This is a genomic window from Metabacillus sp. B2-18, assembly GCF_021117275.1.
Classification (GTDB): domain Bacteria; phylum Bacillota; class Bacilli; order Bacillales; family Bacillaceae; genus Metabacillus.
In genome coordinates, this window is record NZ_CP088245.1 from 931643 (window position 1) to 955983 (window position 24341).

The following is a 24341-nucleotide window of genomic DNA, read 5'->3' on the forward strand; positions in this document are numbered from 1 at the left end:
GTAAATTCATTTTAACAAGCACTTCTATATATCTCAAACAAACCGCTCTCATAATAGGATATTTACCATTATTGTATGTTATTGGAGTTATTGTATGTGTTTCTTTAAAGGGGTATAGAACAATTCTTTAAACAAAAAAAGAGCCTCAAAAAAAGAGCCTCTTTTAAACAGTCAATTATACATTATAAGTAGAAGTGATTTTACGAACGTAATTTTGTGTTTCTTTAAAAGGAGGTATACCGCCATACTTATCAACGTTTCCAGGTCCTGCATTATAGGCAGCTAGTGCAAGTTTTACATCTCCGTTATATCTCGATAGCATCTGTTTTAAATATTTTGTTCCACCTTCAACGTTTTGCGCCGCATCGTAAGGATCGTTTACACCAAGAGAGCGGGCAGTAGCCGGCATTAATTGCATAAGTCCCATTGCACCAGCGTAGCTTTTGGCAGTAGGATTAAATCCGGATTCCTGCTTGATAACTGCACGAATTAATTTCTCATCTACTCCGTACTTGGTGGCAGCCTGACGAATAATCTCGTCGATAGAGCCAGATGCAATCGGCCCTGATGTTTCTTTAACAGAAGTTGTTTTTGTTACAACTGGTGAGTTTAAGATCATTCTAGGTAAATCTGCTAAAACAGATGAATTATTTGTTGTTGCACTTGAAGTTGAGGGATTAATAAAAGATTTTAATAAATCCTGAAAAGTTGTATCAAAGGTTGAATCTTTTGTTTGGGTTGGTGTTGTATTGAAATTTTGCAATGCCTGTAGTTCAAGCATTGTTTTATAATATCTTGCTTTAATATCCAAGATTCTTACCCCATCTCACTATATTTTTGTTCATAAAAACGGCGAATCTTATTTTTTGTTAGTCTAATTGGAATGTGAAGGTCATGTAGAAGTTGATGGAAGACCTTTTTTCCGATTTCTTCATCTTTTGCTTCATATTCAAGCTCATAATCCTCTACTGTTAAATATCGGCTATGATCTAAAACTATTAAACCGTTTTGATAATTTTTTTCTGCACGGCGTGTTGATAAAGAGCCAAAATAAGTTATTTTGTTAACATCGATGTCTAATTGAAGCAGACGATCAACAACTTCGCCATTTACGAGTTCACCAGTTTTCATCATGCTATCAGCCATTTCGTCTGATAACGTTTGATGTGTTTCGAGTAAGCCAACTGTAGCAGGTTCTTTTAAAGTCATAACAAATTTATTTTGCTTTCTTCTTATTCGCAAAGCTGCTCCGAGTGCCTTTAACGAAAAATCAGGTGTATCAAAATAATGATTTTCCTGCTCGAAAAAATCATGTTCCTCTATTTTAAATGTTTCTTTTATTTTGGAATATTCATCTTTTGTTAAAAGATTCTTAAATTCTATTTCAATTTCTTGTGACATACAGGATAGACCTCTCTTATCAAATTGTTTAGGGTAAGACAAAAAACGATCTCTTTCTATTATCTCTTGAATTTAAATAGACCGCAATGTTATCAAGTGACTTTTTAATATGGTAAAATAATCTTGGATTGTAATGGAAGGAGATAGTTATGAATACTAGAATCGAATTAAATAAAGCAACATTAGAAAACAACATACTTTTATTAGAAGCAACAGAAATAAAAACTCAACTACAGGATGTAGAAGCGAAGGGACAAATGCTTGTTGATTCGGATCATCTAGCGTTTATTTACATATTAGAGTCTGGTGATGAATTTGTCTATGCTAGTTTACCTGACAGTATTTGGCCTCACTTAAAGGAAGCATTGGATAAAGAGATAAAAATTGAACTAAAATTAAACAATGAGCAGATTGAGCTAGTTAACCTTATAGATGAATTAAGTTATTTGTTAGAGAACATCAAAGATAATGCAAACTATGGTGAAGAAATGGAAAACAAAGTTGTTGAAATCTTTGCCTTAGCTTAGTCCAGGGTTTGCACTGGTGAGGCTATTAGGCTTTATTTCAATAACTTTGTTTCACAGCTTTAATGATATGAACATGTCTATTGGAACAGCAACAGGTGGTCGTGTTAGGGGGATGCATATGGAAGGTGAACAATGGAAGTCATTTTTGGCTCCTTATAACCAAGCAGTTGAGGAATTAAAGGTGAAATTACGAGGGATTCGCTCGCAATATGAACTTGAACATTCACATTCACCAATTGAATTTGTAACTGGTCGCGTGAAGCCGATTGCCAGTATTTTAGATAAAGCGAAGCGGAAAAACATTAGCCTTGATAACATAGAGGAAGGTTTACAAGATATCGCGGGTATTAGAATGATGTGTCAATTTGTTGATGATATTCGTTTTGTTGTTAATATGTTAAAAAGCAGAAATGATTTGGAGATCATTGAGGAACGAGATTATATTACATCTCAAAAAGATAGTGGATATCGTTCCTATCATCTAGTTGCTAAATACCCGGTACAAACAATATCTGGTGAAAAGAAATTACTTGTTGAAATCCAAATTAGAACATTATCAATGAACTTTTGGGCGACAATTGAGCACTCATTAAATTATAAATATAGCGGAAATATTCCTGATAATATTAAAGTAAGATTAAAAAGGGCAGCGGAAGCAGCATATTCACTTGATGAGGAGATGTCCCAAATTAGAGGGGAAATTCAAGAAGCCCAAGCTGTTTTCTCACGAAAGACGGACAAAAAATAAAATCGAACAGAGATTTTAAATTTAAACGATAAAGGGGTCATTTTTATGAAATTTGCCATATCATCCAAGGGAGATCCGGTTTCTAATTCAATTATGCAAAAAATGAAAACCTACCTATTGGATTTTCAACTAGATTACGATGAAGATCAGCCGGATATTGTTATTTCTGTAGGTGGTGATGGTACCCTTTTATACGCCTTTCATCGCTATCGAAGCAGATTAGACAAAACTGCCTTTATTGGGGTGCATACAGGGCATCTTGGGTTTTATGCTGATTGGGTTCCAGAAGAAATTGAAAAGCTTGTGATTGCTATTGCTAAAACGCCGTATCAAATTGTTGAATACCCGATTTTAGAGGTTATTATTCGTCATAATGACGGGGGAAGAGAGGCTAGGTATCTAGCCCTTAATGAATGTACAGTGAAAAGTATCGAAGGCACACTTGTCATGAACGTTGAGATTAAAGGGCAAATGTTTGAAACATTCCGTGGTGATGGCTTGTGCATTTCTACACCATCAGGCAGTACAGCCTACAATAAAGCACTAGGTGGGGCAATTTTACATCCTTCTTTACGTGCCATTCAATTGGCGGAAATGGCTTCTATTAACAATCGTGTTTTCCGTACAATTGGTTCGCCGTTAATCTTGCCTGAACATCATACATGCATGCTGAAACCTGTTAATGATGTTGATTTTCAGATTACAATTGATCATCTTACTTTGTTACATAAAGATGTGAAATCAATTCAATGTCGTGTAGCAAATGAAAACGTACGTTTTGCCCGCTTTAAGCCATTTCCTTTCTGGAAAAGAGTTCGTGACTCTTTTGTTGGGGATACAGATCGTTAATGGAGTCAACATTTCAATTAGAGTGGAAAATTACATCAAAAGATGATGGCAAGCTCGTTTTAGATTTTGTGAAAGAGAAAAAAATATCAAAGCGAGCTTTAACGGATATAAAATTTCATGGCGGAGATATTCTCGTGAATAATCGTCATGTGACAGTTCGATATCAGTTAAAAAAAGATGATCTTTTAACCGTGATTTTCCCAAAGGAAGAAAAAGGATCAGTTCTTGAGGCAGATCAAGTTCCCTTTAGCATCGTCTATGAAGATTCTCATTGTTTAGTTATTAATAAACCTCCTTTTGTACCATCAATTCCTTCGAGAGAGCATGTAAGGGGAACATTAGCAAATGGATTAATTCACTATTATGAGGAGCATCATATTCCTTCTACCATTCACATTGTGAATCGTTTGGATAAAGATACTTCCGGGTTGATGTTAGTTGCGAAGCATCGTTTTGCTCATTCGTTGTTTTCAGATATGCAAAAGAGTAAAAGTATTCATCGTTCGTACGAGGCTTTTGTACATGGAGTGATGAAGGAGCAAAAAGGAACAATATCCAGTCCTATTGGACGAAAAAAAGACAGTATTATTGAGAGAGAAGTATGTGACGATGGCCAGAGTGCTGTCACACATTTTCAAGTGGTTCAACCCTACAAAGATATAACACATGTAAAGTTAGTGTTAGAAACGGGGAGAACTCATCAAATTCGCGTTCACCTTTCATCGATAGGACATCCCTTATGTGGAGACACGTTATACGGTGGAAATCAACTGGATATTAATAGGCAAGCCTTACATAGCTCCGAGCTATCATTTTGGCATCCCTTGTTAGAAAAAGATCTTTGTTTTCAAGCGAAACTTCCGGAAGATATGGAGAGATTAGAGAAAAGGACTCATCTTAATTGATGTGAGTCCTTTTTTTGTAAAATAGTTGATTGCCCTTCATCCATCTTCCTTTTCCCGAAAACGTGACTCATCATAAGGAAGGCTTGATTCAACAGTGATCACTTCATCTTCAGGGTAACGATATGCTGTAAGCTTGTTACCAAACACCGCTCCAGTGTCGATATTAATCGTTCGATTGGCTCGTTTAGGTTCTTTTATTGGAGTATGACCATAAACAATCATTGCCTTTCCTTGATAATGCTGAGCCCAGTCACGTCGTTCAGGAGTTCCATCAGGGTTCTTTTTACCAGTAATATCTCCATATAAAACAAAGGTTTTAACGGCATTGGAATTTTTTCCGATATAATCTTCCCTAATTCCAGCATGAGCCACAATTAGCTTTCCGTTATCAAGAATTTGATAAAGTGGTGCTACTTCATAAAGAAACATAAACTGTTTTTTTACTTCCGCTTTCTTTTTAGGTGGTAATTCCTCGTATTCTGCTACTGTTGTTTCAAGACCGTGAGTGATTTGAACTTTGTTTCCAAGAAAGTAGCGGTACAGCTTATTGCAGTGATTGCCTGGTGAATAATGTGCACCTTCTTTTTGAACAAGCTGGTAGACAGCCTCAATTATTTTTATAGATTCAGGACCGCGATCGGTCAAATCTCCAACAAATGCAAGCTTTCTATCATCAGGATGAATGGGAATTCCAGTTGTCCAGTTATAGCCCATTTTTTTTGTTAGCTCTTCAAATTCACGAAAACATCCATGAATATCGCCAATAACATCAATTTTCATATGTATCGCCTCTTTGTCAAAGTGTAAAAAAAAGTACCCTATTTATAAGGGTACCACTTCGATTAGTCAAACATGTATTTTCTTGTTCGTGAGCGCACATTTAGAACAATTCCGATAGCAACCATATAAGTGGCAAGAGAGCTTCCTCCATAGCTGACAAATGGCAATGGCAGACCCGTAATTGGGAGTAGCCCAATCGTCATGCCTACATTTTGGAAAACCTGAAATGTAATCATACCGATAACACCTGTGCATAGAAAGCTGCCAAATGGATCATTGCTTTCTAGAGAGATATGAATCATGCGATAAATAAGTAAGAAAAACAGTGAAACAACAATACTACCGCCAATAAATCCAAATTGCTCTGAAATAATCGCAAAGATAAAGTCAGTATGTGCCTCAGGTAAATAAACTTCCAGGTTTTGATAGCCTTTTCCACGTAATTCACCCGATCCAATAGCTAGCAAAGATTTAACAAGCTGAAATCCTTGCTCACCAGAATATTCCCAAGGATTAAGCCATCCGTAAAATCGATCTAGCTGATATTCTTCTCCGCGTAAAATATATTTTAAGAAAAAATCAGGATATTTAATAAAGATGAAAATAAACGTTCCGGCTCCGATTAAAAAAGTAGAGGCTGCTGTAACAATAATTCGCCATTGAATTCCTGAGATTAGAATAAGCGATCCGATTATCGCACAAAAGACCATTGTCATTCCCATATCCGGCTGTCTTATTAAAAGAAGGACAGGCGGAGCTGCAGCTGCAGCAATTTTTCCAATTAAGAGAAAATCATCTGCTAATGTATTTTTAGGGTATTTTTCACGATGATCTGTAATAATCTTACTCAAGACAATGATAATAATAATTTTCATTAATTCCGAAGGCTGAAAATTTCCTAATGGACCAATTCTATACCAGCTTGTTGCTCCTTTAATTGTTTGAACAATACCTTGTGGTAAAACTTCTAGACCTAGTAAAAGGAGTAAACCAAAGCCGTATAAATACCAGGCTAGCTGCTTAAATCGGTCATAATCAATCAGCATAGTAACGACAACAGCAAATGCTCCGATAATATACCATTGAATTTGTTTCATTGAAAAATTTATACCCTTTAGTGTTTCTGGAAGGGTGGATTCAGCACTGTTTATCGCAAATGAACTCACGATAGCTAATAAAAACATGATAAAAATTAATGTGTAATCTATTTGTTGTTGTGGGGATTTTTCGTTTGTCATAGTCGATCCCTTTCTAAATCGTTAAACTTGAAATTTTCTATATAGTCATTGTATCATTAACCATCTTAATGGATTGTGAACGATTTGCAAAGGATCCATTTCATAATGGCTGTATTCTTAGGGTGAATTTTAGATGATAGTTAACTTCTGGTCCAGAATATAAAACAATTGATGGAAGAAAACTCTCTAAAAGGAAATGTTTTATTTTTGTAAATAATGTTCATCTTATTGCTTCAATAAATGCATATAGAATATTATAGTTATTATAATATGAATCGCAATATGTAGAAATACTCAAGTATTTGTCGGAAATTCGTTTGTTTTCCTTAATATATTTGGCAAAGAGAGGAGGAACAGACTTTGTCAGAAGAAAGAGAACAAGTTGAGCTTGAAGAAGGAACGCTGCTTACAGCACTTACTCAGAAAAATATGGATGATTTTCGTTCCGTGTTTTTAGAGCAGCATCCTTACGACCAGGCCAGCTTTTTTATTAAGCTTGACCCAGAAGATCGCCAGACTGTTTATCATTTTCTTTCTCCAGAAGAAATGGCAGCGGTCTTTGAAAATATTGAAGATGAAGATGGTCTGTATCAAACTTACTTATCAGAAATGGATCCAACGTTTGCTGCTCAAATGCTTGCACAGATGTATGCAGATGATGCCGTTGACGTTTTAAATGAGCTTGATAAAGATCAGGTTGCAAGTTATTTAACAATAATGGACGATGAAGCAGCTGAAGAAATACGAGAGTTGCTTCATTATGAAGAATATACAGCCGGGAGTATCATGACAACGGAGTATATCTCCATTCATGCTCATCAAACGGTTCATTCTGCCATGCAAATATTAAAGAAAGAAGCTCCGAACGCTGAAACAATTTATTATGTATTCGTTGTGGATGAAGATGAAAAGCTTGCTGGTGTTATTTCGTTAAGAGATTTAATTATTAGTGAGCCTGACACGATGATTTCAGATATTATGAATGAACGTGTTTACTCGGTAAGTGTTGCGGAAGATCAAGAAGAAGTTGCAAGAAAAATGAAAGACTATAACTTCCTTGCACTCCCAGTCGTTGATTTTCAAGGACATCTGCTAGGAATTATCACTGTTGATGATATCGTCGATGTTATTGATGAAGAAGCAAGTGATGACTATTCAAAGCTTGCTGCGGTATCTGACGTTGACTCCACTGATAGAGGACCGTTTTCTGCTGCCAAAAAAAGATTGCCATGGTTAATTATATTATTATTTCTTGGAATGTTTACAGCAAGTTTAATTGGTCGATTTGAAGCAACATTAGAGAAAGTTGCTATTTTAGCCGTGTTTATCCCTTTAATTGCCGGTATGGCAGGAAACACAGGAACACAGGCTTTAGCCGTTGCTGTTAGAAGAATTTCACTTGGTGATACTGAAGATCAAAATCTTAGTAAGATGATCGTTCGGGAGGCAGGTACAGGTTTAATAACAGGGGCCATTTGTGGTGCGGTTGTGACTGTTGTTGTTTTTGTATGGCAAGGGGATCTATTTTTAGGTGCACTAGTAGGTATCTCAATTTTGGCTACACTAACTGTAGCGACGATTTCTGGTGCCTTTATTCCATTAATTATGCATAAATTGAAGGTGGATCCGGCTGTTGCATCTGGTCCTTTTATTACAACTATAAATGATATTATTAGTATTTTAATTTATTTTGGTATGGCGACATTGTTTATGCAATATTTAATTTAACTAGTTTCCAGCTTTAGAGCATATTGTTACAAGTTATGTTCTAGGTTGTATATGATAGAAGGTATACATTCTTCGCTGGAATTACTAACTTTTATATGTTCATGAATTTAAGATAAAGGAGGGATACGATGCATGGAGCATCTGTAACTTCATTAGTTATTGTTATTCTCGCAGCATTTCTAACCCCTATTTTGCTACATCGACTAAAGCTAAACTTTATGCCAGTCGTCGTAGCCGAAATTATCGTTGGGTTAATTATTGGAAAAAGTGGTTTTGATGTTGTCCACCAGGATATGTGGCTTGAGACATTATCAATGCTTGGATTTATTTTCTTAATGTTTCTTAGTGGTCTTGAAATAGACTTTACAGCTTTTGCAGGAGGAAAGAAAAAGGAAAAGCTTCCTTCAGGTAAGGATGCACCTAATGCGTTTTTTGTTTCACTTATCATATTTGTTGGGATTTTTGCTCTATCCTTATTATTATCCTACATCTTTGTATGGATTGGGTTAATGGATAACGCGTTTTTAATGACCTTAATTATTTCGACTATTTCTCTAGGGGTAGTAGTTCCTACATTAAAAGATGCAGGAATTATGAAATCAAATATTGGTCAAATTATTTTACTTGTGGCTGTTATAGCTGACTTAGTCACAATGGTGCTTCTTGCTGTTTTTGCTTCCATTTATGGTGGTGGAGACAACAATACCTGGTTGTTATTAGTTCTATTTGGAGCAGGTGTTGGGCTCTATTTCTTAGGAAAAACATTTATGAATCGTTCATTCATCGAAACAATGTCAAAAGGGACGATTCAAATTGGAACACGAGCTGTTTTTACCTTAATTATTTTATTAGTGGCCATTTCCGAAACAATTGGTGCCGAAAATATTTTAGGAGCTTTTTTAGCAGGTGTGCTAGTTTCGCTATTATCTCCTAACAAAGAAATGGTTCAAAAGCTTGATTCTTTCGGATATGGATTTCTTATTCCGATTTTCTTTGTAATGGTTGGAGTTGATTTAGATATTTGGGCATTGTTTAAAGACCCTAAAATCTTCCTGCTTATTCCATTATTATTTATCGCACTTCTGATTTCTAAGGTTTTGCCTGTTTATTATTTGAAAAGATGGTATGATGGCAAAACAACACTTGCAGCTGGTTTTCTCTTAACATCAACGCTTTCTCTAGTGATTGCTGCTGCTACGATTGGGGAAAGAATGGAGATTATCACAGCTGAAATGTCAGGTGCACTTATTTTAGTTGCTGTTATTACAAGTATAGTAACTCCGATTTTCTTTAAAAAGCTCTTCCCAAAAAGCGATGGCAAGCCAACAAAAATCAAGGTTGCCTTTATTGGTGCCAATCAAATGTCACTGCCTGTTACGAGAGAGCTAAACCAAGATCTTTATGAAACAACGGTTTATCATATTCAACAAGATAAAATTGATAAACAAATCTCTGAATCATTGTTTGAAATTAGAGAAATTGATAATTTTCAGGTTGAAACATTAAAAGAACAAAACGCATTTGATGTAGACTTAATCGTTGTGGCTACTGGTGATGAACAACGAAATGCCGATATAGCCTTATCTGCAAAAAATGAGCAAGTTGACCGAGTGATTGCCAGTGTGGCTTCACCTGATTTAGCAAGTCAATTAAAGGATGAAGGTATTGATATTTTCTCTACACTTCTTTCAACAAAAACGATGCTTCGTGCTTTAATTGAAGCGCCAAGTGTCATGAGAATCTTAACAAATCAGGAAACAACTCTATATCAAATTAACTTAAATAATGCAAAATACGATAACATCCTGCTACGAAACTTTCCGTTTACAGGAGACATTATTTTTGTCCGTATTTTCAGAGGCAAAGATTCGATTGTTCCACATGGAGATACAGACCTGAAATTAGGAGACCGTCTAATTGTGACGGGCTCTAGAGAATATGTAAATGAACTTAAACATGAGTTGGAATTGATATAATTTTTATCAATTAAAAAACATCAGGGTATCTTACTCTTGAAAGTTTCCAAACATTTGGTATGATAGAAATAAGTAAATACGAGAGAAACAAAACAACCGCTAGGGGAGCCTTAAATAGAGGCTGAGATTAAAGTGTGACTTTAAGACCCTTATAACCTGATCTGGATGATACCAGCGTAGGGAAGTGGCTACAGCATGGTTATTTGTGTATGTAAACCACTTTCCCTATTGGAAAGTGGTTTTTTGCGTCTTATAAAACTTTACTATCTAAGAATTAAGGTGAAAAAAGTGGAATTTCATGTCATTACAGATGGCAAGCAAACGGTAAATGAATTAACAGTGAAACTTACGATGCTCCATCAAGATGTGGATTATATTCATATCCGGGAAAAACAAAAAACGGCTTCAGACATCATGTTACTTGTGTCAAATTTGCTTCAGCGGGGTGTACCGAAGGAAAAACTTGTGATCAATGATCGACTTGATGTTGCTTTATTACATAATATCCCTAATGTTCATTTACCAGGACACGGCCTTCCTGTTGAAGTAGTAAGAGCTTTTGATTCACACGTAAGAATTGGACGGTCCGTCCATTCGCTAGAAGAAGCTTTACGATGTGAGGAAGCGGGAGCTGATTACCTGTTATTTGGTCACATCTTTGAAACAAATTCAAAAGCAGCATTACCTCCAAGGGGTGTAGAACAATTAGCTGAAATTTGTGAGCACATTACCATTCCAGTTATTGCGATTGGAGGCATTACTCCTAATACAATTAAGTTGCTTAACAACGTAAGCGTTGATGGTGTTGCTGTTATGTCCTATGTTATGGGGACCAGTGATCCAATCGGAGCTTTAACCACTTTAAAAGAGGGGGGTTACCATGCAAAAACAATATGATGTAGGAATTGTTGGCGGTGGTATTATTGGACAGTCAATTGCTTATCAGCTTGCAAAAGAGGGAATCTCCGTTCTTGTATTAGATAGCCATAAAGGTGGTACAGGTGCTACATGTGCAGCTGCAGGCATGCTTGGTGCAAATTCTGAATTGGAAAACAATGATGCTTTTTTTCAGTTTGCGAAAGAAAGCCAAAGACACTATCACATTTTGCGTGATGAACTTTCAGAATTGTCACAGATAGATATTCAGCTAGTTGACAAAGGAATGTATAAGCTAGCAATGACAGAAAATGAAGCGAAAGTTTTGAAGAAAGCTGTTGATACCTACGAAACATTAGAATGGCACACGAAAGAAACAGTTTTACAAAATGAACCACATGTTTCTGATTCGATCGTAGGAGCGCTCTATATACCAGAAGATGGTCATGTTTCTCCTATACATGTATGTGCGGCATTTACGAAATCTGCTAGTTTACTAGGAGCAACCTTTAAAGAAAATACACCTGTTCATTCTATTAAGAAAACAGCTACGAATGAATACACGCTATCAACACCACAAGGAGATTATCTTTGTAGCAAAGTAGTCATAGCGAATGGAGTATGGAGTGGTCACTTTTTTAAACAATTAGGACTTGATGTCAGTATGAAGCCAGTTAAGGGTGAATGTCTTTCTGTTCAAGGAGACCACTTAGATCTGAAAAAGACTCTTTTCTATGATCATTGTTACATCGTTCCGAAGGGTAATGGAAGGTTTGTGGTAGGGGCCACAATGGTTGAGAATGATTGGAGTACAACTCCATCTCTTGGTGGAATTCAGTCTTTAATCGAAAAAATTACTCCGATGATGCCAAGTATTACTTCTGCTAAATTGATAGATACTTGGGCTGGATTAAGGCCGCAATCAGATGATGGAAAGCCTTATATTGGACAGCATCCTCTTGATGAGAACATCTACTTTGCAGCAGGACATTATCGAAATGGAATTTTGCTTGCCCCTAAAACAGGAACAATGATTAGAGATCTTATTTTAAAAAGAAAGCAAAACGAAGAGTATGTTCATGCTTTTTCTTTAACGAGAAAGCTTACTCAAACAGCGAGGTGATTTCATGAGTATTAAATTGAATGGTGAACTTGTTGATTTAAAGCAAGATGTTAAAACAATTCAACATCTACTGGCGTTTTACAAGCTAGAAGATCGACTTGTTATTGTCGAGCATAACCGCGAAATCGTTTTAAAAGATCAATACGAAAACACAACCATTTCAAATGGTGATGAAATTGAATTAGTTCATTTTGTAGGAGGAGGATGATGTTATGTTAAAAATTGCAGATAAAACATTTCAATCAAGATTATTATTAGGTACAGGAAAATACCCTTCATTTGAAGTTCAAAAGGAAGCAGTTGCACAATCAGAAGCTGAGATCTTAACGTTTGCGGTACGCCGTATGAATATTTTTGAAGAATCACAGCCTAACTTTTTAGAACAATTAGATGTTTCAAAATATACACTGCTACCAAATACAGCAGGAGCTAAAACAGCTGAAGAAGCAGTGAGAATTGCTAAGCTAGCAAAAGCATCAGGCTTATGTGACATGATTAAAGTTGAGGTTATTGGCTGTGATCGTTCATTACTACCTGACCCAGTTGAAACATTAAAAGCAAGTGAAATGCTTTTAGAAGAGGGCTTTATCGTTTTACCATACACATCAGATGATGTTGTGCTTGCTAGAAGATTAGAAGAGCTAGGTGTTCACGCTATTATGCCGGGAGCATCTCCAATTGGCTCTGGTCAGGGACTTTTAAATCCTCTTAATTTATCATTTATTATTGAGCAATCTAAAGTGCCTGTCATTATTGACGCAGGAATTGGTTCACCAGCGGATGCAGCATTAGCAATGGAGCTTGGTGCAGATGGAGTTCTATTAAACACAGCTGTTTCGGCTGCTAAAGATCCAGTGAAAATGGCGGTTGCGATGAAGCTAGCGATTGAAGCTGGAAGACTAGGGTATGAAGCTGGTAGAATAGCTAAAAAAGACTATGCTATTGCAAGTAGTCCAACAGAAGGAATGATTACGACTTAATGGAACGCTATTCAAGACAAATGCTATTTACTCCAATTGGAGAAAAGGGTCAAGATAATATACGAAAAAAACATGTATTGATTGTTGGAGCAGGTGCATTAGGAACGGCTAGTGCTGAAATGATTGCACGTGCGGGTATTGGAAAATTAACAATTGTTGACCGAGATTATGTTGAATGGAGCAATTTGCAAAGACAACAGCTTTATATAGAAGATGATGCGATAAATCGGATTCCTAAAGCTGTTGCAGCAAAGCAGCATCTTGAAAAAATAAATTCAGAGGTTGAGGTTATTTCATATGTAGAAGATGTAACATCTGCAAACATAGAGGAATTTGCCGAAGGTGTAGATGTAATCATTGATGCAACAGATAACTTTGAAACAAGATTATTGATTAATGATCTTTCAATAAAAAATAATATTCCGTGGGTTTACGGTGGGTGTGTTGGAAGCTATGGTTTATCTTTCACCATTATTCCTAACGAAACACCTTGTTTACATTGCTTACTAAAGCATATCCCATTTGATGGAATGACCTGTGACACAGTCGGGGTGATCTCACCAATTGTTAGTATGGTTGCTTCACATCAAGCAGCAGAAGCACTAAAAATACTCGTAGCTGATATGGAAAACTTGCGCGGTAAGCTTGTATCATTTGATTTATGGAAAAATCAATATTCTTCGATTAATATGGATCGATTGAAAAATGATGCATGCCCAACTTGTGGTAGTGATCCAGTCTTTCCTTACTTAACAGCTGAAATGGAAACAAAGGCAGCTGTGCTTTGCGGAAGAGATACTGTGCAAATTAGACCGAGTTCAGGTAAACAATTTTCTTTTGAGCAAATTGCCGAGCGTATAAAGCCGATCGCAGATGCTTTTTTAGAAAATCCATTTCTTATGTCATTTACGTTTGGTGAACACAGAATCGTTCTATTTAAGGACGGTCGTGCCCTGATTCACGGAACAAAAGATATTTCTGAAGCGAAGAAGATTTATCATCGCTACATAGGGTAGCAAGGAGGATATAAAATGACGGTATCTCGTGCTTTAACAATTGCGGGATCGGACTCTGGAGGAGGAGCAGGCATCCAAGCGGACTTAAAAACATTTCAAGAGCTTGGAGTATTTGGTATGACAGCAATCACTGCTGTTACAGCTCAAAATACACTTGGTGTCCAAGGAGTTTATCCTTTAACAATAGAAGCGTTAAAAACTCAAATTGATTCAGTTGCCGTAGATTTACAACCAAATGCTGTCAAAACTGGCATGCTTTTTAATGCTGAAATGATTCAGCTTGTTGCTGAGCGAATTCGTTATTATAATTGGGAAAATATCATTGTTGATCCTGTTATGATCGCAAAAGGCGGGCAATCATTATTACAAGAAGAAGCTGTAGAGGCTTTGATTACCTCCTTATTGCCGTTGGCTAAAGTGATTACCCCAAATATCCCTGAAGCGGAAGTGTTAACAGGTATGAAGATTGAAACGTTTGAGCAAAAAAAAGAGGCAGCTAAAAAGCTGTTTGATCTTGGTGCAACGTTCGTCATGATTAAAGGTGGTCATGATCCTAACGGTGAAGTGGTTATTGACCTGTTATATGATGGACAGAGTTTTGATACGTTCGAAGGTGTACGAAAAGAAACAAAACATACTCATGGTACCGGCTGTACATTTGCAGCTGCAATCACTGCTGAAATTAGTAAAGGGAAGAGTGTACGTGAAGCTGTGAAAACCGCAAAAGCCTTTATTCAAGCCGCAATTGAAGATCAATTAGGCATTGGTGGGGGACACGGTCCAACCAATCATTGGGCTTTCAAGAAAAACAACATAACAACCGTATAAATGAAGATTATGGACTGACTCACAGATGAGAAATGACAGGTAGCAACTGTTATAGCTCGAGTCAGTCCTTTTGGGTTTAATCGACAAAATTCGGGTGGTGCCAGGCACCACCAAAAAAGGAGCGCAAAAAATGAACGTATCTCAAGCGCTAAAAGTATATTTTGTAATGGGATCTGTGAATTGTCTTAACTTTGATCCGGAAAAAACATTGTCTGAGGCCATAAAGGGTGGCATTACTATGTTTCAATATAGAGAGAAGGGCGAAGGAGCTTTAGTAGGTGAAGGACAAGTTTATTTAGGAAAAAAATTAAAAATGCTATGTGAAAAGAATAGAATTCCATTTATTGTGAATGATGATATTGACTTAGCATTGGAACTTAATGCAGATGGAATTCATATTGGACAAGATGATAGTGATCCTTTCTACACAAGAAAAAGGATAGGATCAACCAAATGGATTGGAATTTCAACACATTCTGTTCAGGAGGCGAAAAAGGCAGTAGCTGAAGGAGCCGATTATATCGGAGTCGGCCCAATGTTCTCAACGAAAACAAAAAAAGATGCACATGATGTAGTAGGGCCATTCCTTATTACGCAAATAAGAGAAGCTGGCTTTATTCATTTGCCGATTGTAGGAATTGGTGGAATTACATTAGAAAATGCCAGTGAGGTTTACCATTCAGGTGCAAATGGGGTGGCAATCATCAGTGCGATCAGCCAGGCTATGTCACCAAAAGATGCCACACAAGCATTTTGTTCGATACAATAGAAAAAGTCTTAACAATGGAAATTATGAAATAGCGCTTTTGTGATATCAATGCTATAATTATAACCAGGTACTAATAACATGTATTAATTTAAGGAGGATGTACATGGATTTATCACTTAAAGGACGTAATATCGTCGTAATGGGAGTAGCAAATAAACGTAGTATTGCATGGGGAATTGCCCGTTCTTTACATAATGCTGGAGCAAGATTAATTTTTACATATGCTGGTGAACGTCTAGAGAAGTCAGTTCGTGACCTTGCTGAGTCTTTAGAAGGCGAATCCCTTGTAATACCTTGTGATATTACAAATGATGAAGAAATCAAAACATGTTTCTCAACAATTAAAGAGCAAGTTGGTGTGATTCACGGTATTGCTCATTGTATCGCATTTGCGAACAAAGAAGAGCTTCAAGGTGAGTATTTAAACACAACTCGTGAAGGTTTCTTACTATCGCAAAACATCAGCTCTTATTCATTAACAGCTGTGGCTAAAGAGGCAAGAGGTCTTCTAACAGAAGGCGGAAGCATTGTAACATTAACATACCTAGGTGGAGAAAGAGTCCTACCAAACTATAACGTGATGGGTGTGGCAAAAGCTTCCCTTGAAGCAAGTGTTAGATATTTAGCAAGCGACCTAGGAAAAGATGGGATTCGTGTTAACTCAATCTCAGCTGGACCAATACGTACACTTTCTGCCAAAGGAATCAGTGACTTCAACTCAATCTTAAAAGACATTGAAGAACGTTCACCACTTCGTCGTACAACAACACCAGAAGAAGTGGGAGATACAGCACTATTCTTATTCAGTGACTTATCAAGAGGAATGACTGGTGAAAACCTACATGTTGATTCCGGATATCATATTCTAGCTTAATTAAAAAGGGCGACTCAATTTAAAATGTACCCTTTGTAAAGGACAGTTTTAAAAAAAGGCATTAAGCAGCCTGAAGAAGATGATCTCTGTATTTTACAGGGGTCATCTTTTTTAGGTTCCATTGATATCTATGATGGTTATAGTAAGTGATGTATTTGTCTATTTCGCGTTTTAGTTCGTCCAAAGTTTTACATGGCTTAATATTTGCTTCGTCTTTAAGGTGGCCAAAGAATGATTCTATTGGTGCGTTATCCCAACAGTTTCCCCGTCTAGACATAGATTGCCGTAATCCCATTTTCTTCACAAGCTTTTGGAATCCTGGATGGGTGTAGTGAGTTCCTTGATCTGAATGAATGAGAGCGTCTTTAGCTTTCTTATAGTTTCGGTTCTTCTTTAACTTGTGCAAGGTGTTTGTAGCTAACTCCATGGTGATACGATCCGATAGATGATAAGCTAGAATTTCACCTGTTGATCCATCTTTAATTACTGATAAATAAGCTCTTTGGCCATTATGGTAATGCATATAAGTGATGTCAGTAAGAAGTACGTTATATGGAATCCCTTGCTTAAATTGGCGGTTTAATATGTTTGGCACAACGCGATGTTCTTGGGTTGCCTTCATCATTCTTTTATATGGGTTAGCTTTTCTAATAGGACAGAAAATATTGTATTTCTTCATAATTCTGCGAACACGTTTCAAATTAAAGACACACTGAAATTGACCCGCCAATGTCATCTTAATTTGGCGTGCCCCTTTCTTTCGACCTTTAAAGTGGAAGGCTTTTAAAATTAATGCTTTAGCTTCTTCATCCCTCACTTCCTGACGTTTCCTTTGTTCTTCGGACTTAGCTGAGAAATAATTATAGTAACCACTTCGTGACACCCCGGCAACGTCACAAAGGAATTTCACCATGTGTTTTAGGTTGTATTTTTCAATAACCTCACGAATAAGAATGTACCTCTGACTAGAAGGAAGCCTTACTTCTTCAGCCCCCTTTCTAACATACGAATCTTTTTTAGGAGTTCATTTTCTGCCTTTACAAGATTCATCTTAGCTTCTAATCTTGCATACTTCTCCTCAAGGGACAGTTCTTTTACTCGCGGTCTTCCAGAATTATTTTTCCTAGTGTCTTTAAGCCCCAACAAGCCTTCAGTTTTATAAGTGTTTCTCCAACGCTCTGAAGAAGATTTAATTCTTTGCATGCCAATAATTTCAACATCAAATCCAGCTTCTTCAAAGATTTGTCTTGAAAGCTTCCCCTTACTGAATTCAGATACAAAATGTTGTTTAAACTCATCCGAGTAAGTAATTCCCTTTGAACTGACCGATTTCACATATGGGTTTTTAGATAATAGTTTGATTTCTTTTTCTGTAAATAGCTTTTTACTCATGATTCTCCGTCTCCAAGTTATGTCTGTAGTTGTGATGCTTACATTATACAAAAAAGCACCCTATAGAGAGAGCACTTTTTTTAAGTGTCTACTCTATAGGGTACATTTTAATTGTGAGTCGCCCTTTTTATCGTTAATTTTTATAACATTGTATCGAATTTGAAACATGTTTCTCTAGAAGGCTGTCCCCATGTAATAAGGTTCGTGCAGGTTGACGTTTGAGAATAGTTCCGTTTTTAACGAGAATAATTTCATCTCCAACATCAACGATCACAGATTTTCTATTTTTATAAGGATTAGCCAATTCAATGCATTCTTTAGCGTAATGATTGATTTGTGGAAATGGGTGATCTGGCTTTGCGAGAAAGAAACCTTGACCAAATTGAATGCCAAGATTCATGACTCGTTGTAACTCAGCTTCCGTTTCAATTCCCTCTCCGATAATTTGACTATTCATTTTCTTGGCAAAGGTTACGAAAGCTTCAAGAATATTTGATTTGACCTCATTGTGATCCACACCGCTTATAAGAGAACGGTCTACTTTAATATAATCCGGCATCAATTCCGAAATGGATTGAAGCGACGAGTAGCCTGCTCCCGCATCATCAATAGCAATCTTAAATCCCTGCTCACGATAGTGATTCAAAGCATTTCGAAACGCTTTAAAATCGTTAATGGCATTTCTTTCTGTAATTTCAAACACAACATTTTTTGGTTCAATACCATAATGCTTTAGTACCGATATTGTATGACCTGCGTTGAATTCTTTATCATAAATAACCTGTGAATTTAAGTTAATAAACAACTTTTGATTGCCAATGGTATCTTTACTTAACTCAAATGCACGTTCTCTTGCTAATTTTTCTAATGAATATAATAAACCCTCTTTTTCTGCATAGGGAAATAAAGCATCCGGGCGATAAAAGGGACTAGAAACTGGTCCACGTGATAAAGCTTCGAATCCATAAACTGTATTACTATGAAAATGAACAATTGGCTGGAAATGAACAGTAAGCTGCCGCTGATCAAGGATCTCAAGAAAGTGATTCTTTAATTGTTTAGCTTGATCGGGCGTTTCTTGACAGAAATTGTTCATACTACTACTCCTTTAAAGGTCGTACTTAGACGATCTGATATCTACTTTTCCTACGTAATTCGACAATAACAGTTTATTGTTAAGGAGATGTAAATCTATTGTAAAATTTACATTATTTTGGAGATGGATGTGTTTTTGGGCATGGAAGTTGTATGGAGATAGCTTTTTTTAGATAAAATTGCATCTTCTTATCACAACCTCAAAGAAATAGGCACATTACCCAGTTCGCAAGCATAACATGTTGAATGTGTAGACTTACCTTTATAGGAGGGATATGAGTGTCAAATAAGCAAAATTACAAAATGAAGCCCCTTATGTATATTGTTTCACCCGAACATCAAGATATAGATGTAAATATGCAATCATTTGTTGTAAAAAAATCAAAACAACAAAAAGTTGATCAACTTAAAGAAACGAATTCTCAAATTCAAACGGTAGTGAAGGAAGACGAGGAAGTAACGGAAGAAAAACAACCAGAAAAAGCTGTTACGGTTGTTGAGGAAGAAGAACAACCTGAGGAAGAAACATCTGTCAAACAATATCGAAAACAAAGAAAACCAATTACACAAATGAATATTGCCGAGAAAGTAGAGTTCTTCACAAACTTACCAAAAAATATGCCAAGAACACTATGTCAAATTGAAACAACTGAGGAAACATACCGCGGTGTTATTATGACAGAAGAAGATAATATTGTGACGATCCGTTCACTAACACATGCAAAGCCGATCGACTTGGAGCTTGGTGAGATTAAAGCGATTAACTTATTAGGTTTTTAATTGTACTTAAAAAAGTTAGGCACTGGTGTGTCTAACTTTTTCTTTGTGTTGCATTTGGACATGGTGGTTTAGATAAGGATAGAGGTAGAGGTGTTGTGTATGGATATGAAGAGGAATTGAGACAGAAAAGAGGTAAGGAGAAGAGGTTGTGTCTGGATACAAGGAGAATCGAGACAGAAATGAGGTAAGGAGAAGATCTTATGTCTCGATACAAGGAGAATCGAGACAGAAAAGAGGTAAAGAGAAGAGCATATGTCTCGATACAAGGAGAATCGAGACATAAAACGTGTTGGGAGAAGAGCATATGTCCCGATACAAGGAGAATCGGGACATAAACCAGGTAAAGAGAAGAGTTTCTGTCTCGATACAAGGAGAATCGAGACAGAAATGAGGTAAGGAGAAGATCTTATGTCCCGATACAAGGAGAATCGAGACAGAAACCATGCACAGAGAAGCGTATATGTCCCGATACAAGGAGAATCGAGACAGAAACCATGCACACAGAAGCGTATATGTCCCGATACAAAGAGAATCAAGACACAAAACGTGTTCGGAGAAGATATTCTGTCTCAATACAAAGTCAAAGTAAATCAAGACAAGAATCAGACACAGAAGCAGGATCTCATACCTCATACAAAAACAAAAGAGACATAGTTTCAGGCGTGGAGCCAAACTATGTCTCAGGTAGGAGCAAAATTTTTATGAAAAAGTCTTATCCAGCAATTAAGCGAGGTGATAAACATTGAATCGCACAGAAGCAAGAAAGGTCGACCTCTACGCAGTTTCTAGTTTTCACTAATTCTTTCACGTCACAAATTTCTTTTGCAAGGTGGCCATGGCAATCAAGTGGAAGTAAGAGTCTTAGTGTTGCACAGCAATCATGAATACCTTCTACACGAAAGAAATTCGTTTCAAAGCAATTTTCGCCGACATTACCAAAGGCTTGAAATGGCTGACCCTTTTCATTTAAAAGAAGAAAAGGAATTGTATCTCCAAGTGTTTTGACAGGGTTTAGAAGATTGCTATAACAGCTTGTAGGGCATTTTTCGTCCTCAACGGCTTTTTGTTGATTTAAGATATTTTCAACTGCATCACATACACATTGATCTTTCATTATCTTCCCTCCTGTTATTCGTTCTTATTGATAGTATAAGAAAATAGGTACAAGAACGTTCTAGGGAAAGCGCCTATTTATGTAGTAGGGACATAAAAAAGAAAAGACTGCTGATAAAACAGCAGTCTATCTATCTACATTTATTTGTGGTATTTTTTTCTGTCTTCAGCAACACGGTCAACTAATTCTGGTGATAGGCATTGAATTGCACAGAAGCAATCAAGGTCTACTTCGATACAGAAATCAGTTTTTTCAAGACCGAAGAAGTCTTCGTCACAAGGATTACATACGCTTAGCGTATTGCCATCAACGTCTACTGGGCGAAGTAATGATAATGTTGCACAGCAATCTTCTACACTTTCAACGCGGAAGAAGATTGTTTGGAAACAAGTCATGTCTCCAGTGAATCCACCAACATTACCGAATGCTTTAAAGAGTTCACCTTTTTTTCCATAAAGGATGAAAGGAATTGTATCTCTTTGTGGACCAGCGACAGGGCCTAGTAAATTGCTGTAGCAGCTTGTAGGGCAAGTAATTTCTTCTACTGCTTCTTGTTCAGCTAAAATTTGTTCTACCGCATCACATACGCAATTGTTATCTCTGTCTCTTTTATCTTTGCAACCCATTAATAGTCATCTCCTTAATTTTATTTATTGACTTTAGTCCTTAACAGACTATGTGGGTAATGACTAGTTGGTGTGGGTAATCGTCTAGTTTGAGATGAATTCATTGGGAAAGAATTTAGGTGAATGGTATGTATGGTTTGTCTATATTCGGTACAAGAGCCATATTTATAATAGAAGAAAGTTATGTCAGGGATTTAGGGTGAATTGCAGGTCAAAAAAATGTTGGATGTCTTATTTTCTCCTCAATCAAACAAAAAAGCAGGGGGTGTCCCCTGCTTCTTAGCTCATTAGAAAATGTCGATGTTTACAACTAATGCAATTAAGATTTGTAGAAGTACTTGTAGAGAAATTGCTACATCTGTGTCAGTAGTTGTTACTTTAACATCTTTAGAGTTTTCAATAACTAATTTTTGTTTGTTTAATTGTTTCATATCAGCTTGTTGGATTAATTGTTGAGTTACTTGTTCTGCACGGTTGCTGTCAGCGATTGTTAAGTTGATAACTAATGCGATTGCTACTTGAAGTGCAACTTGTAAAGAAACCGCTACTTGAGTGTCTGTTGATGAAATATCAATATCACAAGAATCTCTTACAATGATTGTTTCAGAAGAAATTTGTTCTGTTTCGCTTACTTGTGCAGCATTTTGTGAAACTGTTGCATCGTCGTCGAAGAAGTTGCCAACGTTAGCTCCAGCCACCTCATTTTTAGAATGACAATCTGTTGGATGACAAGAATGACGGTCTAGTGCTACCCATTCATATGGTCTTGCTTGCATTTTCTAATTCCTCCTTTCGATTTACTATTATTAAATGTCTAGAATTCATTTTTGTATAAGACAAACATCTTGGTGTTTTTACCCATTTTTAGTTTATTTGTCTTTTTTTCTGTTTTTCATCATGTCACGTAATGTTGTGTTTTTCGGTGCTTCTTCTGCTGCAGGCTTTTCCTCTTTCTTTTCTTTGGAATTTTTCACAAATTCATCTACTTGTGCCTGAAGATCTGCCACTACTTTTCTTAGCTTTTCTTTTTGATCTTCAGATAACGTTTTTTTGTTTTCTTCTGAAATATTGTTCTTATTAAAAACATCTTGAACAAATAGTTGCATCATAGAAGAAGAAATATCCTGTAGGTTTAATTTTTCGTTAGACAATGTGTTCACCTCCAATTTTGTAATGGTTAAGGGATATATCCCTATGCCCAAAACAGCTCTTCCTCATTCAGATTGATTAAAGGATGTCAATTTGTACTAGCAATGCTAGTAAAATTTGAATAAGAACCTGGAGAGAAATTGCAACATCTGTATCAGTTGTTGTGATTTTTACATCGCGAGAGTTTTCAATAATGAGTTTTTGTTTGTTTGCTTGCTTAATAACAGAGCTTTGTAGCAATTGTTGAGTTACTTGCTCAGCACGGTTGCTATCAGCAATTGTTAGATTAATAACCAAGGCAATTGCTACTTGAATTGCAGCTTGTAAAGAAACAGCAACCTGAGTGTCAGTTGAAGTCACTTCAATATTGCAAGAGTCTTTAATGAAAATATATTCTTCTGAAGCTTGAATGGTTTCGTTCACTTGAACAGCATCTTGTGTTGTATCTTCGTGTTTGCATTTGCAGTCATCTAATGCAGACCATCTAGTTGTCATTAAAACTCACTCCTTTCATCAATAAGAGGTTAAAAGGAAACCACGACCTTTAACCTTAACGATAAGGACGCCGAGGGAAGGATCATAAATCGTGTGTTAAGCCGTGATTTCCTTTTAATTGTATTTAATGCAGATGCACTGCCTTTTGTATGAGTCAAACATACAGGTTTGAACCCATTTTTCAGATAAAAGCTGATGGACAAATATATTGAGTTGTTAAATCATCAACGGACAAATGCTCGTGTCAGAAAAAAATTCGATGGGTAACTTGTACACATACATAAATGAAAAATACTTTCATAATTTATAAAGATTATCGTTTGAGAGGTGGGGGGAAATGACAACCTGGCTACAATTCATCATCTTGGCTTTTGCAGCTTTTCGACTAACTAGATTAATTGTGTTTGACAAAATTACTGCTTTTATTCGTAATCCTTTCCATCGTGAAGTTGAAGAGATGAATGATAATGGTGAATATGAGGTTTATATTGAAATAAAAGGATCAGGATTACGGGCGTGGATTGGGGAGCTTTTAAGTTGTTATTGGTGCACAGGTGTTTGGTGTACGGGATTTTTATACGGAATTTGGTGGATTTGGCCTCAAGGAGCAGAGCCACTCCTAATGATTTTAGCCGTTGCTGGAGTTGCGGGAATTATTGAATCAATTGTCAGTAGAATAGTAGATTAGGCAATACCCTTAGAAACAAATAGAAATTAACACATAAAATGAGATATAGAAGCTGAAAAATTCTAGGAAATTATGCTCTATTTTACGAAGTAACCCTCCTTAACAAGCTGTAATCAATTTTCAATCAGCTAATGAATAGTGAAGGTTTGCTCCTAAGATAAAGAATTTTTTAAAGGAAGGTGGGATATAACATGAAAAAGGCTAACTTGAATCCTTCCGGAAGACCAACTAATTCCAACCAATCTGTATCTGTTTCTAAACCAAAAAAAGTTAAAAAAAGCGGCTGCGGTTGCGGAAAGAAAAAGAAACGCGTCTAACTGTTCCGATTCAGCTTCTTTTTCAGTTTTATAACAAGGGAGTACTTGATTTTTCGAGTACTCCTTT

At 36.5% G+C, this 24341-nt stretch carries 28 protein-coding genes and 1 riboswitch; of the genes, 17 read left to right on the forward strand and 11 right to left on the reverse strand.

Annotated features, from left to right (window positions below; genetic code table 11):
• Positions 1 to 175: 175 nt before the first annotated feature.
• Positions 176 to 805, reverse strand: coding sequence for a lytic transglycosylase domain-containing protein (locus tag LPC09_RS04880; RefSeq protein ID WP_442920031.1), 630 nt, complete (start codon positions 803 to 805; stop codon positions 176 to 178).
• A gap of 11 nt (positions 806 to 816) precedes the next feature.
• Positions 817 to 1401 (reverse strand): CYTH domain-containing protein, encoded by a 585-nt coding sequence (locus LPC09_RS04885; protein ID WP_231309145.1) that lies wholly within the window; start codon positions 1399 to 1401, stop codon positions 817 to 819.
• 149 nt (positions 1402 to 1550) lie between these two features.
• On the opposite strand from LPC09_RS04885, the gene LPC09_RS04890 reads away from it, so the two are divergent.
• The 4 genes from LPC09_RS04890 to LPC09_RS04905 all read left to right on the forward strand — a co-directional run bounded on the left by LPC09_RS04890 (position 1551) and on the right by LPC09_RS04905 (position 4430).
• Positions 1551 to 1928, forward strand: coding sequence for a UPF0738 family protein (locus LPC09_RS04890; RefSeq protein ID WP_231309147.1), 378 nt, complete (start codon positions 1551 to 1553; stop codon positions 1926 to 1928).
• Positions 1929 to 2046: 118 nt separating this feature from the next.
• The gene (locus tag LPC09_RS04895) at positions 2047 to 2676 is read left to right on the forward strand and encodes a GTP diphosphokinase (RefSeq protein ID WP_231309148.1); all 630 of its coding nucleotides are present in this window, start codon (positions 2047 to 2049) and stop codon (positions 2674 to 2676) included.
• Positions 2677 to 2721: 45 nt separating this feature from the next.
• Positions 2722 to 3525 carry an NAD kinase gene (locus tag LPC09_RS04900; protein WP_098798684.1) on the forward strand — a complete coding sequence of 268 codons (804 nt, stop codon included), beginning with the start codon at positions 2722 to 2724 and terminating at the stop codon, positions 3523 to 3525.
• The gene (locus LPC09_RS04905; RefSeq protein ID WP_231309150.1) at positions 3525 to 4430 is read left to right on the forward strand and encodes an RluA family pseudouridine synthase; all 906 of its coding nucleotides are present in this window, start codon (positions 3525 to 3527) and stop codon (positions 4428 to 4430) included. Before LPC09_RS04900 ends, LPC09_RS04905 begins: the two co-directional genes overlap by 1 nt.
• A 36-nt stretch (positions 4431 to 4466) precedes the next feature.
• Here the strand turns inward: LPC09_RS04905 and prpE are convergent, their stop codons facing one another.
• Positions 4467 to 5210 carry a bis(5'-nucleosyl)-tetraphosphatase PrpE gene (gene prpE / locus LPC09_RS04910; protein ID WP_231309152.1) on the reverse strand — a complete coding sequence of 248 codons (744 nt, stop codon included), beginning with the start codon at positions 5208 to 5210 and terminating at the stop codon, positions 4467 to 4469.
• A gap of 62 nt (positions 5211 to 5272) precedes the next feature.
• Positions 5273 to 6448 (reverse strand): FtsW/RodA/SpoVE family cell cycle protein, encoded by a 1176-nt coding sequence (locus tag LPC09_RS04915; RefSeq protein WP_098798680.1) that lies wholly within the window; start codon positions 6446 to 6448, stop codon positions 5273 to 5275.
• Positions 6449 to 6808: 360 nt separating this feature from the next.
• On the opposite strand from LPC09_RS04915, the gene mgtE reads away from it, so the two are divergent.
• The 10 genes from mgtE (at position 6809) to fabI (ending at position 16618) form a co-directional block, all read left to right on the forward strand.
• Complete coding sequence (gene mgtE / locus LPC09_RS04920; protein WP_269217419.1) at positions 6809 to 8176, forward strand: magnesium transporter; 1368 nt, start codon at positions 6809 to 6811, stop codon at positions 8174 to 8176.
• 128 nt (positions 8177 to 8304) lie between these two features.
• Entirely contained in the window at positions 8305 to 10152 is a 1848-nt protein-coding gene (locus LPC09_RS04925; RefSeq protein ID WP_231309153.1) for a monovalent cation:proton antiporter family protein, read from the forward strand.
• A gap of 91 nt (positions 10153 to 10243) precedes the next feature.
• A riboswitch (TPP riboswitch) is annotated at positions 10244 to 10352 on the forward strand.
• 43 nt (positions 10353 to 10395) lie between these two features.
• Positions 10396 to 11049 (forward strand): thiamine phosphate synthase, encoded by a 654-nt coding sequence (locus tag LPC09_RS04930; protein ID WP_231309154.1) that lies wholly within the window; start codon positions 10396 to 10398, stop codon positions 11047 to 11049.
• Positions 11033 to 12151 carry a glycine oxidase ThiO gene (gene thiO, locus LPC09_RS04935; RefSeq protein ID WP_098798677.1) on the forward strand — a complete coding sequence of 373 codons (1119 nt, stop codon included), beginning with the start codon at positions 11033 to 11035 and terminating at the stop codon, positions 12149 to 12151. Before LPC09_RS04930 ends, thiO begins: the two co-directional genes overlap by 17 nt.
• A gap of 4 nt (positions 12152 to 12155) precedes the next feature.
• On the forward strand, positions 12156 to 12359 hold the full coding sequence (gene thiS, locus LPC09_RS04940) for a sulfur carrier protein ThiS (RefSeq protein ID WP_098798676.1): 204 nt from the start codon (positions 12156 to 12158) through the stop codon (positions 12357 to 12359).
• A 4-nt stretch (positions 12360 to 12363) separates the two neighbouring features.
• The gene (locus LPC09_RS04945; protein WP_098798675.1) at positions 12364 to 13131 is read left to right on the forward strand and encodes a thiazole synthase; all 768 of its coding nucleotides are present in this window, start codon (positions 12364 to 12366) and stop codon (positions 13129 to 13131) included.
• Positions 13131 to 14147, forward strand: coding sequence for a thiazole biosynthesis adenylyltransferase ThiF (locus LPC09_RS04950; protein ID WP_098798674.1), 1017 nt, complete (start codon positions 13131 to 13133; stop codon positions 14145 to 14147). Before LPC09_RS04945 ends, LPC09_RS04950 begins: the two co-directional genes overlap by 1 nt.
• Before the next feature lie 15 nt (positions 14148 to 14162).
• Entirely contained in the window at positions 14163 to 14975 is an 813-nt protein-coding gene (thiD, locus tag LPC09_RS04955; RefSeq protein ID WP_098798673.1) for a bifunctional hydroxymethylpyrimidine kinase/phosphomethylpyrimidine kinase, read from the forward strand.
• A gap of 130 nt (positions 14976 to 15105) precedes the next feature.
• Positions 15106 to 15744, forward strand: coding sequence for a thiamine phosphate synthase (gene thiE / locus LPC09_RS04960; RefSeq protein WP_098798672.1), 639 nt, complete (start codon positions 15106 to 15108; stop codon positions 15742 to 15744).
• A gap of 103 nt (positions 15745 to 15847) precedes the next feature.
• Complete coding sequence (gene fabI / locus LPC09_RS04965; protein ID WP_098798671.1) at positions 15848 to 16618, forward strand: enoyl-ACP reductase FabI; 771 nt, start codon at positions 15848 to 15850, stop codon at positions 16616 to 16618.
• A gap of 61 nt (positions 16619 to 16679) precedes the next feature.
• Here fabI and LPC09_RS04970 read toward each other — a convergent pair.
• Together LPC09_RS04970 and LPC09_RS04975 are read right to left on the reverse strand one after the other, a co-directional pair.
• A protein-coding gene (locus LPC09_RS04970; RefSeq protein ID WP_231307539.1) for an IS3 family transposase occupies positions 16680 to 18010 on the reverse strand; the annotation gives its coding sequence in 2 pieces (ribosomal slippage) (positions 16680 to 17638 and positions 17638 to 18010; 1332 coding nt in all).
• A 133-nt stretch (positions 18011 to 18143) separates the two neighbouring features.
• Positions 18144 to 19106, reverse strand: a complete 963-nt coding sequence (locus tag LPC09_RS04975) for an EAL domain-containing protein (protein ID WP_098799821.1) — start codon at positions 19104 to 19106, stop codon at positions 18144 to 18146.
• A 278-nt stretch (positions 19107 to 19384) separates the two neighbouring features.
• On the opposite strand from LPC09_RS04975, the gene LPC09_RS04980 reads away from it, so the two are divergent.
• A complete protein-coding gene (locus LPC09_RS04980) occupies positions 19385 to 19885 on the forward strand; it encodes a CotO family spore coat protein (protein ID WP_098799822.1) in 501 nt (166 codons plus the stop codon).
• 712 nt (positions 19886 to 20597) lie between these two features.
• Here the strand turns inward: LPC09_RS04980 and LPC09_RS04985 are convergent.
• From LPC09_RS04985 to LPC09_RS05005, 5 genes are all read right to left on the reverse strand, one after another.
• Positions 20598 to 20999, reverse strand: a complete 402-nt coding sequence (locus LPC09_RS04985; RefSeq protein ID WP_231309155.1) for a CotY/CotZ family spore coat protein — start codon at positions 20997 to 20999, stop codon at positions 20598 to 20600.
• 140 nt (positions 21000 to 21139) lie between these two features.
• Positions 21140 to 21625, reverse strand: a complete 486-nt coding sequence (locus tag LPC09_RS04990; protein WP_121664748.1) for a CotY/CotZ family spore coat protein — start codon at positions 21623 to 21625, stop codon at positions 21140 to 21142.
• Positions 21626 to 21912: 287 nt separating this feature from the next.
• Positions 21913 to 22401: a spore coat protein gene (locus LPC09_RS04995; RefSeq protein ID WP_098799444.1), complete on the reverse strand. Its 489-nt coding sequence runs from the start codon at positions 22399 to 22401 to the stop codon at positions 21913 to 21915.
• 93 nt (positions 22402 to 22494) lie between these two features.
• On the reverse strand, positions 22495 to 22776 hold the full coding sequence (locus LPC09_RS05000; protein ID WP_098799445.1) for a hypothetical protein: 282 nt from the start codon (positions 22774 to 22776) through the stop codon (positions 22495 to 22497).
• A 76-nt stretch (positions 22777 to 22852) separates the two neighbouring features.
• A complete protein-coding gene (locus tag LPC09_RS05005) occupies positions 22853 to 23269 on the reverse strand; it encodes a spore coat protein (protein WP_098799446.1) in 417 nt (138 codons plus the stop codon).
• A gap of 337 nt (positions 23270 to 23606) precedes the next feature.
• Here LPC09_RS05005 and LPC09_RS05010 point away from each other — a divergent pair, with 337 nt between their 5' ends.
• Together LPC09_RS05010 and LPC09_RS27295 are read left to right on the forward strand one after the other, a co-directional pair.
• Complete coding sequence (locus LPC09_RS05010) at positions 23607 to 23957, forward strand: DUF1360 domain-containing protein (protein WP_098799447.1); 351 nt, start codon at positions 23607 to 23609, stop codon at positions 23955 to 23957.
• A 191-nt stretch (positions 23958 to 24148) separates the two neighbouring features.
• On the forward strand, positions 24149 to 24274 hold the full coding sequence (locus LPC09_RS27295; protein WP_255301696.1) for a hypothetical protein: 126 nt from the start codon (positions 24149 to 24151) through the stop codon (positions 24272 to 24274).
• Positions 24275 to 24341 lie beyond the last annotated feature (67 nt).

Bases quoted from the DNA above. Each gene is read 5' to 3' on its own strand.
- prpE (WP_231309152.1), bottom strand. From the start codon at position 5,210: ATGAAAATTGATGTTATTGGCGATATTCATGGATGTTTTCGTGAATTT.
- LPC09_RS04990 (WP_121664748.1), bottom strand. From the start codon at position 21,625: ATGGGTTGCAAAGATAAAAGAGACAGAGATAACAATTGCGTATGTGAT.
- LPC09_RS05005 (WP_098799446.1), bottom strand. From the start codon at position 23,269: ATGACAACTAGATGGTCTGCATTAGATGACTGCAAATGCAAACACGAA.
- fabI (WP_098798671.1), top strand. From the start codon at position 15,848: ATGGATTTATCACTTAAAGGACGTAATATCGTCGTAATGGGAGTAGCA.
- LPC09_RS04950 (WP_098798674.1), top strand. From the start codon at position 13,131: ATGGAACGCTATTCAAGACAAATGCTATTTACTCCAATTGGAGAAAAG.
- LPC09_RS04995 (WP_098799444.1), bottom strand. From the start codon at position 22,401: ATGCAAGCAAGACCATATGAATGGGTAGCACTAGACCGTCATTCTTGT.
- thiO (WP_098798677.1), top strand. From the start codon at position 11,033: ATGCAAAAACAATATGATGTAGGAATTGTTGGCGGTGGTATTATTGGA.
- LPC09_RS04915 (WP_098798680.1), bottom strand. From the start codon at position 6,448: ATGACAAACGAAAAATCCCCACAACAACAAATAGATTACACATTAATT.
- LPC09_RS04895 (WP_231309148.1), top strand. From the start codon at position 2,047: ATGGAAGGTGAACAATGGAAGTCATTTTTGGCTCCTTATAACCAAGCA.
- LPC09_RS04885 (WP_231309145.1), bottom strand. From the start codon at position 1,401: ATGTCACAAGAAATTGAAATAGAATTTAAGAATCTTTTAACAAAAGAT.
- thiE (WP_098798672.1), top strand. From the start codon at position 15,106: ATGAACGTATCTCAAGCGCTAAAAGTATATTTTGTAATGGGATCTGTG.
- LPC09_RS04945 (WP_098798675.1), top strand. From the start codon at position 12,364: ATGTTAAAAATTGCAGATAAAACATTTCAATCAAGATTATTATTAGGT.
- LPC09_RS04975 (WP_098799821.1), bottom strand. From the start codon at position 19,106: ATGAACAATTTCTGTCAAGAAACGCCCGATCAAGCTAAACAATTAAAG.
- thiD (WP_098798673.1), top strand. From the start codon at position 14,163: ATGACGGTATCTCGTGCTTTAACAATTGCGGGATCGGACTCTGGAGGA.
- LPC09_RS04900 (WP_098798684.1), top strand. From the start codon at position 2,722: ATGAAATTTGCCATATCATCCAAGGGAGATCCGGTTTCTAATTCAATT.
- LPC09_RS27295 (WP_255301696.1), top strand. From the start codon at position 24,149: ATGAAAAAGGCTAACTTGAATCCTTCCGGAAGACCAACTAATTCCAAC.
- LPC09_RS04905 (WP_231309150.1), top strand. From the start codon at position 3,525: ATGGAGTCAACATTTCAATTAGAGTGGAAAATTACATCAAAAGATGAT.
- thiS (WP_098798676.1), top strand. From the start codon at position 12,156: ATGAGTATTAAATTGAATGGTGAACTTGTTGATTTAAAGCAAGATGTT.
- LPC09_RS05010 (WP_098799447.1), top strand. From the start codon at position 23,607: ATGACAACCTGGCTACAATTCATCATCTTGGCTTTTGCAGCTTTTCGA.
- LPC09_RS04890 (WP_231309147.1), top strand. From the start codon at position 1,551: ATGAATACTAGAATCGAATTAAATAAAGCAACATTAGAAAACAACATA.
- LPC09_RS04925 (WP_231309153.1), top strand. From the start codon at position 8,305: ATGCATGGAGCATCTGTAACTTCATTAGTTATTGTTATTCTCGCAGCA.
- LPC09_RS04985 (WP_231309155.1), bottom strand. From the start codon at position 20,999: ATGAAAGATCAATGTGTATGTGATGCAGTTGAAAATATCTTAAATCAA.